Below are 11,181 nucleotides of genomic sequence, written 5' to 3'. Positions count from 1 at the left end.
GGATGTCAACATATCTGGCGTTGACTTTTGGCACGCTGTTGAGTTCTCAAGGAACGGACACTTCCTTCGGTCTGCCTTCCAGCAGGCCCTCCGGGTGCTTCGTTCTTTCGTGTTCCCAGCTTATCAGATCCTCGCGGCCGTTTCTTACCGGCTTCGTTTTTCTGAATTCCCGCTGGTGGGATTTCCTGCAAACTTCGCTCCGAAGCTTATCAAAGCTTTCGGCTTGCTCAGTCCGTGGGATTTGCTTCGTCGGAGGGCGCGCATTTCGTGAAACGCGCTCGCCTCGATTCGGCGGTGTCGTAGACACTAACGCCCGGGCCCGACCGTTGTCCAGTCAGTCCCAACCGTTCAAACCTACTAGCCCACCCCGACCACGTCAATGGTTCGGCTGGGATGCGAGAAGAGTAGCAGGTCAGAGGCCTGTGGATCACATCGCCTCACGCCGCGACGGGCTGCAGGTCCGCGCTGTCGGCCGCGTCCAGGTCTCCGACCTCGCCGGACCGGGCGGCCCTTCGACCGAGCACCAGTGCATAGAGGAGGAATGCCACCTCGGCCAGCACGCCGATGGAGATGCGCGCCCAGGTCGGCAGGCCGGAGGGCGTCACGAAGGCTTCGAGGACGCCGGAGACGGCGAGCACCGTCGCGAGTCCGATCGACATGCCGATGATGACGCGGCCCTGTTCGGCCAGGGCCGTTCCGCGGGTCCGCGGGCCGGGGTCGATGACCGTCCAGCCCAGGCGCAGGCCGAGACCGCCGGCCACGAAGACCGCGGTGAGTTCCAGCAGGCCGTGCGGAACGAGCAGCCCGAGGAAGACGTCGAGGCGGCCGGCGGAGGCCATCAGGCCGATGCCGATGCCGAGGTTGACCACGTTGGTCCACATCACCCAGAGCACCGGGAGCCCGAGGGCGATCCCGAACAGCAGGCACTGCACGGCGATCCAGGCGTTGTTCGTCCAGACCTGGGCGGCGAAGGAGCTCGCCGGGCGGTCCGAGTAGTACGCCTCGTACTGGCCGCCGGGGCGGGTCATCTCCCGCAGCTGGTCGGGGGCGATGAGGCTGTTGCGCACCTCGGGGTGGGTGGCCATCCACCAGGCGAGCAGCGCCGTGGCGAGCAGCGAGACGACGGCCACCGGCAGCCACCAGCGGCGCGCGCGGTACAGCGCGGCCGGGAAGCTGACCGCGTAGTAGCGGGCGACGTCGTGCCAGCCGCTGCTGCGCGACCCGGTGACCGCGCTGCGGGCCCGCGAGACCAGTCCGGTCAGCCGGCTCAGCAGCGCGGGGTCCGGCGCGGCGGCCTGGACCTTCGCGAGGTGCCCGGTGGCGCGCTGGTAGAGGGTGACCAGTTCGTCGGTCTCCTCGCCGGTGAGCCGGCGCCGTCGGGCGAGGGCGTCCAGCCGGGCCCACTCCCGCTGGTGGGTGGCGACGAAGACGTCCAGGTCCATTCGGCGGCTCCTTGGTCGGCGGTGGCCACGAGGGGCGCGGTCGCGGGCGGGCGGGTACGTACGGACACGTGCGGCCCAGCATGCCAGCAGCCACGGGGGTCCCGGCCCCCGGGATCTCACTTCCCGTGCGCCCGCCGCGCGCCGTATGTTGGCGGCTGCGGACCAGGCTGCGGAGAGCGGGTCGTGGGGGCCGGTCCGCTGTCGTCCCTCCCCCGGCCACGCCGCTCGCGGCGATCTCCACGAGGGAGCCGCACGGGCTCCACGAGTGTGAACGGACAGGTGTCTTGAGCGACCTGGTGACGGGTGAGGCGGTCGTCCTCGACCTGCAGACGGCGAAGCTTCCGAGCCGGGCGCTGGCGATCGTGCTCGACCTGGTCGTGGAGTTCGCCGCTCTGCTGCTGGTCTCGCTCGTGCTGAGCATCACCCTGATCGGTCTGGACGGCGCGGCGCTGGCCGCCCTCCTGCTCGGGCTGCTGGTGTTCTTCCTGGTGGCCGTGCCCGTGATGGTCGAGACCCTCAGCCACGGCCGTTCGCTCGGCAAGGCGGCGCTCGGCCTGCGGGTGGTGCGCAGCGACGGCGGCCCGGTGCGGTTCCGGCACTCGTTGGTGCGGGGACTGGTCGGTTTCATGGAGCTGGTCGCCCTGACGGGGGTTCCGGCGGTGATCGCCTCGATGGTGAACGCGGACGGCCGACGGCTGGGCGACGTCTTCGCCGGGACGGTCGTGGTCCGCGAGCGCACCCCCGGCGGCGCCGCGGCGTCCCCGCTGCCGCCGGTGCACCCGCACCTGCTGCAGTCGATGGGGCGCGAGCTGGTCGCGATGGACCTCTCCGCGGTGCCGGAGCCGCTATGGCTGGCCGTCCGCCAACTGCTCGGCCGCATAGGCCAGTTGGACCGGTCCGTGGCACTGCGGATGGCCACCGGACTGGCCGACGACGTCGCCGACCGGACCGGTCTCCCGGTGGCCCCGGGCCTGCACCCCGCCGCCTACCTGGGCGCCGTGCTCACCGAACGCCAGCGGCGGGAGTGGTCGCGGGCCCAGGAGCAGTGGCGCACTGCCGCCGCCGCGGCGCCCGCTCCCCCGCACGCGCCGGCGCAGGCCCACCAGCCGACCGCCCCGGACGGCCGACCGCTCCGCGTCCTCGGCGTTCCGACGGCACCCGTGCCCGCACCCGCGCCGACTCCGGCGCAGACTCCGACTCCGGCGCCGGCACCCGCCGCCCCCTCGTTCGAGAAGCCCGCCGCACCGGCCGAACCCACCGCCGGCACCGGATTCGCCCCACCCGCCTGACACCGCCCGAAGCCACCGGAGCGCGGGCGACCCGCACCCTCCCGCACGGGCCGGCCGCCCCCTACTCCCCGAACTCCAGCGGCCAGGCGTTCGGCGGCGACGCCAGCTCCTCCAGTTCGATCCCGCCCGCCGCCAGCACCACGTCCCCGGCGAGGTGCACGACCTGCTGTTCCCCGGTCTCCAGGTCCGCCACCTGGTACCGCTCGACCAGCAGCGGCCCCGAGTCCGTCGCGTGCGTGTCGACGCCCTCCAGCAGCCACCCCTGGTCGAAGGTGCGCGGCGCCAGCACCGGGTCGGTGAAGGCGACCAGCCGCACCCGCGCGCTCGCCCCCTCCCGCAGCCTCAGCAGCCGGGCGGTGGCGACGAGGAAGGCCGGCGAGCTGCCGGTGAACCCGTGGGCCCGGTCGTGCCCCTCCACGGCGTGCTCGCCGCCCGGGTCGGCCGCGTCGGTGCGGACCCAGGCGACGCCGTCGACCGCGCCGCCGCGCACCTGCCAGCCGCCGGCCCTGACCTCCATCCGCAACGGCCTGGCCCGCGAGTCCAGGGTGAGGTCGAGGCCCCCGAGGACCCGGCCGTCCGGTGCGTAGGTCTTGGAGACGTAGCGCCACCCGGCCGCGCCGGGGGCGCAGCTGAAGCGCTCCTCGCCGAGCAGCACGTGGTCGTGGGTGTCGTGGAGCGAGTAACGGCCGTTGGGCATGCCCGAAAGCCTACGTGCGCAGGTCGCGTGCAACGTTCTCCGGTGACCCGCGCATTAGAGGTGTGGGCGGCACCGGGCCGGTGCCGCCGACCTGACGAGAGGGGGTGCAGATGGCGAAGCAGACGCGCGACGAGGAGTTCACGGAGTACGTGGCCTCCAGGAGCGGCTGGCTGCGGAAGGTCGCCTATCTGCTGTGCGGGGACTGGCACCGGGCCGACGACCTGGTCCAGGAGACGATCACCAAGCTGTACGTGAACTGGGCGCGGGCCGCCCGGATGGAGAACCGGGACGGCTACGCCCGCCGGGTGCTGGTGAACACGTTCCTGGCCGAGCAGCGCTCCCCCTGGTGGCGCCGCACCGTCCGCTCGGAGCCCGACCCGGACACGGCGGCCGGCGGCGTCGACCTGGACGCCTCGCTGGACCTGCGCCAGGCGCTGGCCGCCCTCCCGCCCCGGCAACGGGCCACGGTGGTGCTCCGCTACTACTGCGACCTGTCGATCGAGCAGGCCGCCGAGGCCCTGGGCTGTTCGTCCGGGAACGTCAAGAGCCAGAGCTCCCGCGCGCTGGGCACCCTGCGCGGCACCCTCTCACCCCGTCCCGCCATCGCCGAGAGGACGCCATGACCACCGAGGAGCACGACCTGACCGCTCGGCTGGCGGCACTCGCCGACGGGCCCGCACCGCCGGCGCGCTTCGACGCCGGCCGGTCCGTCGCCGAGGGCGCCGCCCGGCTGCGCCGCCGCCGGCTCGTCGCGGTCGGCGCCGTCGCCGTCGTGACCGCCGCGGTGATCACGACCACCGCGCTGGTGGCCCCGGGGGGCGGCTCCGCCAGCACACCGGCACCGGCCGCCCCCACGGCGACCGGTTCGCCCTCCCCGTCCGCGTCGCCCTCGCCGTCCGCCGCACCGACCCCGGTCGGCGTCGACCCGCTGACCACCGAGGTGCACTTCGGCTGGCTGCCCGACTGGGCCGGTGGCGAGCGGGGCATCGGCTACGAGACCGGCTACCACGGGATCTCCGCCCAGGCCCGTGGCATCGGCGAGGACGCCCCGCGCATCCTGCTCTCGCAGTACGGGCCCGGCGAGGAGCCACCGATGAGGAACTCCGTCGGCGACGCGCTCGCCAGGGTCGACGCCGAGCCGATCGACGGGCGCACGGCCTACTGGGTCGTCCCCGGTCGGCCCCGGCCCGGTGTCTCCCCGCAGCCCACGCTGCGCTGGCTGACGGCCTCCGGGCGCTGGGCGGAGATCACGGGCTACGGCGGCAAGGCCGGGGACGTCACCGAGGAGATCCTCCACCGGGCCGCCCGGGACGTACGGTTCGGCCACTGGAACGTCCCGCTGCCGGTGCGGTTCACCGGTCTGCCGGAGGCGTTCAAGGCCACCGACGTCCTGCTCTCGCAGCCGGACACCGACGGTGTGGGCGCCTGGGCCCTGTGGGTGATGTTCCAGGTCGACGGCAGGAACGTCTCGGTCTCCCTGCGCCCGGACGGGCCCCACGCGAGCTACACCAGCACGGACGGCTCCCCGTTCACCGACCCGAACCCGCCGCTGGTCGCCGTGCGGAACGGCGTGGAGGTCTCCGTCAGCGCCGGGGCAGGCATGCCCGCCTCCCTGGAACAGCTCGGCGGCCTCGACTGGATGCTCGCCCACACCACGCCGCTCGGCCCCGACCGGAGCAGCTGGACCTCCGACGTCATCGTCCCCTGAGCCGCGGACGGCCCGCGGACGGCCGCGGACGCCGCAGGAACGCGCGAACGCCGGTGGCCGACACCCCGCCCGGGGTGCCGGCCACCGGCGTTCCTGCCCGCCGCCGCGGCGGCGTCACCGCATCAGCAAGCGGCGTCACCGCATCAGTAGCGGTACTGCTCCGCCTTGTACGGGCCCTCGACCGGGACGCCGATGTAGTCGGCCTGCTCCTGGGTCAGGGTGGTCAGCTTCACGCCCAGCGCGTCGAGGTGCAGGCGGGCGACCTTCTCGTCCAGGTGCTTCGGCAGCACGTAGACGCCGATCGGGTACTGCGCGGTCTTCGTGAACAGCTCGATCTGGGCGATCGTCTGGTTGGCGAAGGAGTTGGACATCACGAACGACGGGTGGCCGGTCGCGTTGCCCAGGTTCAGCAGGCGGCCCTCGGAGAGCACGATGATGGTGCGGCCGTCGGCCTTGCGCCACTCGTGGACCTGCGGCTTGACCTCGGTCTTGACGACACCCGGCAGCTGGGCCAGGCCGGCCATGTCGATCTCGTTGTCGAAGTGGCCGATGTTGCCGACGATGGCCTGGTGCTTCATCCGCGCCATGTGGGAGGCCAGGATGATGTCCTTGTTGCCCGTGGTCGTGATGAAGATGTCGGCCGTCTCGACGACGTCCTCCAGGGTGGCGACCTGGTAGCCGTCCATCGCCGCCTGGAGCGCGCAGATCGGGTCGATCTCGGTGACGATGACGCGGGCGCCCTGGCCGCGCAGCGACTCGGCGCAGCCCTTGCCGACGTCGCCGTAGCCGCAGACGACCGCGACCTTGCCGCCGATCAGGACGTCGGTGGCGCGGTTGATGCCGTCGATGAGCGAGTGGCGGCAGCCGTACTTGTTGTCGAACTTCGACTTGGTGACCGAGTCGTTGACGTTGATCGCAGGGAACAGCAACTTGCCGTCGCGGTGCATCTCGTACAGGCGGTGGACGCCGGTGGTGGTCTCCTCGGTCACGCCCTTGATGGTGGCGGCGACCTCGGTCCACTTGTTCGGGGTGTCCTTGAGGGTGCGGTTGAGCAGCTCCAGGATGATCCGGAACTCGTCGTTGTCCGCGGTGGACGGGTCCGGCGCGGCGCCGGCCTTCTCGAACTCGACGCCCTTGTGGATCAGCAGGGTGGCGTCGCCGCCGTCGTCCAGGATCATGTTCGGGGTCTGGCCGTCAGGCCAGGTCAGCGCCTGCTCGGTGCACCACCAGTACTCCTCCAGGGTCTCGCCCTTCCAGGCGAAGACCGGCACGCCCTGCGGGTTCTCCGGGGTGCCCTCGGGGCCGACGGCGATGGCGGCGGCCGCGTGGTCCTGGGTGGAGAAGATGTTGCAGGAGCACCAGCGGACCTCGGCGCCCAGCGCCGTCAGGGTCTCGATCAGGACGGCGGTCTGCACGGTCATGTGCAGCGAGCCGGTGATGCGGGCGCCGGCCAGCGGCTGGGACTGCGCGTACTCGGCGCGGATGGACATCAGGCCGGGCATCTCGTGCTCGGCCAGCTGGATCTCCTTGCGGCCGAACGGCGCCAGGGAAAGGTCGGCGACCTTGAAGTCACCGGTGATGTCGGTCGACATGCGTCTGCTCCTCGCTGATGGGGTGGGGCATGGCCAAGGTCCTGGTGTGCCGTCGCGGCGCGGCGGGGCCGTACGGGTGCACGGCTACGCCGGGTGGCCGGGTCACGTGGTGGTGGACCGGTTCCCTGCTGCGCAGCACAAACCGTCGGAGGACCTCTCTCCCTCGACCGGGGCACACCCTACGGGTGCGGACCGCCGATCGACCGCCATCAGCAGCGACGTTCTGGCTCTGGTGACGAATCTACACCGGTGGCCCCGTCGGCCGTCCTGCGATGACCGTTTTCGGCCCCGGATGCGATCGGTCCTCAAGCGCGACCCCAACCCCGGGGGCCGGGCGCGTCAGTGCGCGGGCGCGGGCCCCGGCCCGCCCGGGGTCGCCGCCGGGTCCTCGCCCGCGGCGGCCTTCTCGGCGCTGTAGACGTCGGGCTCCAGGTAGATCACCCGGGCGATCGGGACGGCCGCCCGGACCCGCACCTCGGCCTCGTCGATCGCGGCCGCCACCCGGGCAGCGCTGTCCTCCGCGTTGACGGCGATCTTGGCGGCGACCAGCAGCTCCTCCGGGCCGAGGTGCAGGGTCCGCATGTGGATCACCCCGGTGACGGCCTCGCCGTCCACCAGCGCCTCGCGGATCCGCTGCACCGACTCCCGGTCGGCGGACTCGCCGAGCAGCAGCGACTTGGTCTCCAGCGCGAGCACCACGGCGATCACCACCAGCAGGACGCCGATGCACAGGGTGCCGACGCCGTCCCAGACGCCGTCCCCGGTGACGACGGTGAGCGACACGCCGATCAGGGCCAGCACCAGGCCGATCAGCGCACCGGTGTCCTCCAGCAGCACCACGGGCAGCTCGGGGGCCTTGGCGGTGCGGATGAACTGCACCCAGCCCTGGCCGCCCTTGGCCTTCACCGACTCGCGCATCGCGGTCAGGAAGGACCAGCCCTCCATGACGATGGCGAAGAGCAGCACGCCGACCGCCCAGCCCCAGGAGTCCAGCGCCTCGGGGTGGCTGACCTTGTGCCAGCCCTCGTAGATGGCGAAGAGGCCACCGACGGTGAAGAGGACGATCGCCACCAGGAAGCCGTAGATGTAGCGCTCGCGGCCGTACCCGAACGGGTGGGCCTCGTCGGCCTCCCGGCGCGCCCGCTTGCCGCCGATCAGCAGCAGCACCTGGTTGCCCGAGTCGGCCACCGAGTGCACGCCCTCGGCCAGCATCGACGAGGAGCCGGTGAAGCCGAAGGCCGCGAACTTGGCCGCCGCGATCGCCAGGTTCGCGGACAGTGCCGCGACCAGTGCCTTGGTGCCGCCTTCGGTACTCATGCTCGGGGTCCTCCGCGGGTGAAGCCGGCCGTGCCGCGCTGTCGGGGTGTCGTCGAGCGCTTACCGTACCGGCCGGCCGGGGCGGCGGGCCCCGCGTCTCAGGACTGGGCGGCGGCCAGCCCCAGGTAGACGGCCGCGAAGTCGGTCAGCGCGATCAGGTCGGCGAGCGCGTGCAGGGCGTCCGGCCGGGTGCTCGCGTACTCGGTCAGCCGGACGTCGTGGGCGCCGGCCAGCCGGTGCGCCCGGCTGACGCCGAAGCTGCGCGGTCCCGGGTCGTCCTCCGGCACCTCGACCGGGCCGTCCGCCGCGTCGTCCGCGCCGCCGGCCGCGCCGGGGGCGTGCCGCAGCAGCAGGACCTGCAGGTGCAGCGGGTCCGGCTCGTCGACCCGGTCGCGGAAGAAGTCGTCCGGGTCCGCGCCGGCACCCAACTGGCCGGTGAACATGCCGCGGTGGGCGGTGAGCGTCTGCGGCAGCAGGCCGGCCAGCGCCGGGCGGCCGGCCCGGTCGGCCAGCTGGGCGGCGAACCGGGCGGCGGCCGCCCCCGCGATCGGGCCGTCGGCCCACAGCAGCGGGACGGTCCCGGCCAGCCGTGCGGCCAGGCCCTTCGCCGGGTTGGTGTACGCGGCGGCGTCGGGACGGCAGCGGACGGCCGTCGCGTCCAGCAGGTCGGCGACGGCCGGCAGCGCGTCGTACGGCAGCTGGGTGATGCCGACCTTCTGGGCGAGCGCCAGCAGCGGGGTGAGGTGGGACCAGAGCGCGGCCGGGTCCTCGGCGGGGAGGTCCGGCTCGGCGGCGGCCCCGGCCGGGGCCTCGTCCTCGGCGGACCCGCCGGTCACGTACGGCAGCGGCAGCGCCCGCACCTGCAGGGCTGCCTCGGCCAGCGGGCTGCCCGCCGGGGCGGTGACCACGACGGCGCAGCCGCGCGCGTAGGCCTGCTCGGCGAGGCTGACCAGGCCGGGCTCGCCGCCGTCCGCGGAGCTGACCACCAGCAGGTCGAGCGGGCCGGCCCAGCCTGGCAGCTGCCAGCCGAGCCCGGTGGTGAAGGCGGGCGGGCCGCCGGCCCGGTCGCCGCGCGGGGCGGCCGCCTCGGTCGGCGGCAGCGGGGTGATCAGGCTGGCGTGGCCGGCCAGCGCGGCCAGGATCTCGGCCGCGGTCAGGGCGCTGCCGTGGCCGGCGACCAGGACGGCGCGCGGGCGGCCGTCCGGGCGCAGCCGGTCCAGTCCGGCCGCGTCGGCCAGCCGCAGCGCGGTGCGCACCCGCGCGCCGGAGCCGGCCAGGGCCAGCAGGGCGCGGTCGCGGTCGGCGCGCTGGAGGGCGGCCGGGTCGTCGAGCAGGGTGTCGTCGAGCATGCGGCGGGCCTCCGGCTGCTGTCCTGTGCCGCGCTGGGCGGGGAGCTCTGGGGCTGGCGGGGTGGGGCTTCGCCCCCAGGATCACGCCGGGCGGCGGGCCTCGTCCACCAGCAGGACCGGAATGCCGTCGCGGACGGGGTAGGCGAGCCCGCAGTCCGTCCCGGTGCAGACCAGCTCGGGCTGCTCCTCGGTGCCGCCCTCGGTGAGCGCGGCCCGGCACTGCGGGCAGACCAGGATCTCCAGCAGGAAGGATTCGAGCTTCATGGGGCTCTCCAAGGGTCAGAAGCCGGTAAGTCGGGGGGTGGCGCGGCGGTGCCCCGGCCGATAGGCAACCCTACCGGCCGGGGCACCGGGCACGGGCCCCGGCGGTACCGGGGCGCGGGGCTCGGGCGCGGGGCTCAGCCGCGGACGACGGCGAGCACGCCGTCGCGCAGCTCGGCCATCCGGGCCGGGTCCTTGGCCTCGACGTTGAGGCGCAGCAGCGGCTCGGTGTTGGAGGCGCGCAGGTTGAACCACCAGTCCGGGCCGGCCACCGTGAGGCCGTCCAGCTCGTCGACGGTGGTGCCCTCCAGGCCGGCGTAGGCGGCGCGGACGGCGGCGGTGCTGGCGGCCTGGTCGGCGACGGTGCTGTTGATCTCGCCGGAGGCGGCGTACCGGTCGTACTCGGCGGTGAGCGCGGACAGCGTGCCGTCCTGTCCGCCGAGCGCGGCCAGCACGTGCAGGGCGGCCAGCATGCCGGTGTCGGCGCGCCAGAAGTCGCGGAAGTAGTAGTGCGCGGAGTGCTCGCCGCCGAAGACGGCGTCGGTGACGGCCATCTCCTGCTTGATGAAGGAGTGGCCGACCCGGGTGCGCACCGGGGTGGCGCCGAGTTCGCGGACCACCTCGGGGACGGTCCAGGAGGTGATCAGGTTGTGGATGATCGTCGGCTCGGCCTCGCCGGCGGCCTGGGCGCGGGCGATCTCGCGGGCGGCGACCAGCGCGGTGATGGCGGACGGGGAGACCGGCTCGCCGCGCTCGTCGACGACGAAGCAGCGGTCGGCGTCGCCGTCGAAGGCCAGGCCGATGTCGGCGCCGACCTCGCGGACCCGGGCCTGGAGGTCGACGATGTTCTTCGGGTCGAGCGGGTTGGCCTCGTGGTTGGGGAAGGTGCCGTCCAGCTCGAAGTACATCGGGACGAGGTCGATCGGCAGGCCGGCGAAGACGGTCGGCACGGTGTGGCCGCCCATGCCGTTGCCCGCGTCGACGGCGACCTTGAGCGGGCGGATCGCGGTGAGGTCGACCAGGCCGAGCAGGTGGTCGGCGTAGCCGCGCAGGGTGTCCTGCTCGGAGAGCGCGCCGGGCTTGACGTCCACGACGGGCACGGTGACGGTGTCGTCCTCGGCGGTCCAGGACTCGACCAGCTCGCGGATCTCGGAGAGGCCGGTGTCCTGGCCCACCGGGGCGGCGCCGGCGCGGCACAGCTTGATGCCGTTGTACTGGGCCGGGTTGTGGCTGGCGGTGAACATCGCGCCGGGCAGGTCGAGCTTGCCGCTGGCGTAGTAGAGCTGGTCGGTCGAGCAGAGGCCGATCTGGACCACGTCGGCGCCGTAGGCGGCCGCGCCCTCGGCGAAGGCCCGGCTGAGCGACGGGGAGGAGGGCCGCATGTCGTGGCCGACCACGATCGCGGACGCGCCGGTGACCTGCACGAACGCGGCGCCGAAGGCGCGGGACAGGTGCTCGTCCCACTGGTCCGGGACGACGCCTCGGACGTCGTACGCCTTCACGAGCTGCTTGAGGTCGCGCACTGC

At 73.5% G+C, this 11,181-nt stretch carries 11 protein-coding genes; 4 read left to right on the top strand and 7 right to left on the bottom strand.

The annotated features are described in order from the left end of the window. The coding region (locus tag ACIA8Q_RS32740; RefSeq protein ID WP_360221400.1) for a hypothetical protein at positions 1 to 271 on the top strand (271 nt) is incomplete at its 5' end. Between the two features lie 166 nt (positions 272 to 437). On the opposite strand, the gene ACIA8Q_RS32735 is transcribed toward ACIA8Q_RS32740, so the two are convergent. Next, complete coding sequence (locus ACIA8Q_RS32735) at positions 438 to 1,442, bottom strand: stage II sporulation protein M (RefSeq protein WP_360221403.1); 1,005 nt, start codon at positions 1,440 to 1,442, stop codon at positions 438 to 440. A gap of 284 nt (positions 1,443 to 1,726) precedes the next feature. Between ACIA8Q_RS32735 and ACIA8Q_RS32730 the strand changes: the two genes are divergently transcribed. Further along, on the top strand, positions 1,727 to 2,731 hold the full coding sequence (locus tag ACIA8Q_RS32730) for an RDD family protein (protein WP_360221406.1): 1,005 nt from the start codon (positions 1,727 to 1,729) through the stop codon (positions 2,729 to 2,731). Between the two features lie 61 nt (positions 2,732 to 2,792). Here the strand turns inward: ACIA8Q_RS32730 and ACIA8Q_RS32725 are convergent, their stop codons facing one another. Continuing rightward, on the bottom strand, positions 2,793 to 3,428 hold the full coding sequence (locus ACIA8Q_RS32725) for a hypothetical protein (RefSeq protein WP_360221409.1): 636 nt from the start codon (positions 3,426 to 3,428) through the stop codon (positions 2,793 to 2,795). A gap of 110 nt (positions 3,429 to 3,538) precedes the next feature. Between ACIA8Q_RS32725 and ACIA8Q_RS32720 the strand changes: the two genes are divergently transcribed. Then, positions 3,539 to 4,051, top strand: coding sequence for a SigE family RNA polymerase sigma factor (locus ACIA8Q_RS32720; protein ID WP_360221412.1), 513 nt, complete (start codon positions 3,539 to 3,541; stop codon positions 4,049 to 4,051). Continuing rightward, positions 4,048 to 5,136: a hypothetical protein gene (locus tag ACIA8Q_RS32715; RefSeq protein ID WP_360221415.1), complete on the top strand. Its 1,089-nt coding sequence runs from the start codon at positions 4,048 to 4,050 to the stop codon at positions 5,134 to 5,136. Before ACIA8Q_RS32720 ends, ACIA8Q_RS32715 begins: the two co-directional genes overlap by 4 nt. A 143-nt stretch (positions 5,137 to 5,279) precedes the next feature. On the opposite strand, the gene ahcY is transcribed toward ACIA8Q_RS32715, so the two are convergent. The 5 genes from ahcY to ACIA8Q_RS32690 all read right to left on the bottom strand — a co-directional run bounded on the left by ahcY (position 5,280) and on the right by ACIA8Q_RS32690 (position 11,178). Next, positions 5,280 to 6,728 (bottom strand): adenosylhomocysteinase, encoded by a 1,449-nt coding sequence (ahcY, locus tag ACIA8Q_RS32710; RefSeq protein ID WP_360221418.1) that lies wholly within the window; start codon positions 6,726 to 6,728, stop codon positions 5,280 to 5,282. A gap of 339 nt (positions 6,729 to 7,067) precedes the next feature. Next, positions 7,068 to 8,045: a cation diffusion facilitator family transporter gene (locus tag ACIA8Q_RS32705; RefSeq protein ID WP_360221421.1), complete on the bottom strand. Its 978-nt coding sequence runs from the start codon at positions 8,043 to 8,045 to the stop codon at positions 7,068 to 7,070. A gap of 98 nt (positions 8,046 to 8,143) precedes the next feature. Next, positions 8,144 to 9,394: an SIS domain-containing protein gene (locus ACIA8Q_RS32700; protein WP_396318236.1), complete on the bottom strand. Its 1,251-nt coding sequence runs from the start codon at positions 9,392 to 9,394 to the stop codon at positions 8,144 to 8,146. 81 nt (positions 9,395 to 9,475) lie between these two features. Next, positions 9,476 to 9,658, bottom strand: coding sequence for a Trm112 family protein (locus ACIA8Q_RS32695; RefSeq protein ID WP_218205801.1), 183 nt, complete (start codon positions 9,656 to 9,658; stop codon positions 9,476 to 9,478). Positions 9,659 to 9,792: 134 nt separating this feature from the next. Next, complete coding sequence (locus ACIA8Q_RS32690; protein ID WP_360221428.1) at positions 9,793 to 11,178, bottom strand: phosphomannomutase/phosphoglucomutase; 1,386 nt, start codon at positions 11,176 to 11,178, stop codon at positions 9,793 to 9,795. Between the last annotated feature and the right edge of the window lie 3 nt (positions 11,179 to 11,181).

The sequence above is a fragment of the Kitasatospora sp. NPDC051705 genome, from assembly GCF_044453265.1.
Lineage (GTDB): Bacteria > Actinomycetota > Actinomycetes > Streptomycetales > Streptomycetaceae > Kitasatospora.
Note: the sequence above shows the minus strand (reverse complement) of the source record. Positions and strands in the feature narration are given on the sequence as shown.

Bases quoted from the DNA above. Each gene is read 5' to 3' on its own strand.
- ACIA8Q_RS32735 (WP_360221403.1), bottom strand. From the start codon at position 1,442: ATGGACCTGGACGTCTTCGTCGCCACCCACCAGCGGGAGTGGGCCCGG.
- ACIA8Q_RS32725 (WP_360221409.1), bottom strand. From the start codon at position 3,428: ATGCCCAACGGCCGTTACTCGCTCCACGACACCCACGACCACGTGCTG.
- ACIA8Q_RS32720 (WP_360221412.1), top strand. From the start codon at position 3,539: ATGGCGAAGCAGACGCGCGACGAGGAGTTCACGGAGTACGTGGCCTCC.
- ACIA8Q_RS32715 (WP_360221415.1), top strand. From the start codon at position 4,048: ATGACCACCGAGGAGCACGACCTGACCGCTCGGCTGGCGGCACTCGCC.
- ahcY (WP_360221418.1), bottom strand. From the start codon at position 6,728: ATGTCGACCGACATCACCGGTGACTTCAAGGTCGCCGACCTTTCCCTG.
- ACIA8Q_RS32705 (WP_360221421.1), bottom strand. From the start codon at position 8,045: ATGAGTACCGAAGGCGGCACCAAGGCACTGGTCGCGGCACTGTCCGCG.
- ACIA8Q_RS32700 (WP_396318236.1), bottom strand. From the start codon at position 9,394: ATGCTCGACGACACCCTGCTCGACGACCCGGCCGCCCTCCAGCGCGCC.
- ACIA8Q_RS32695 (WP_218205801.1), bottom strand. From the start codon at position 9,658: ATGAAGCTCGAATCCTTCCTGCTGGAGATCCTGGTCTGCCCGCAGTGC.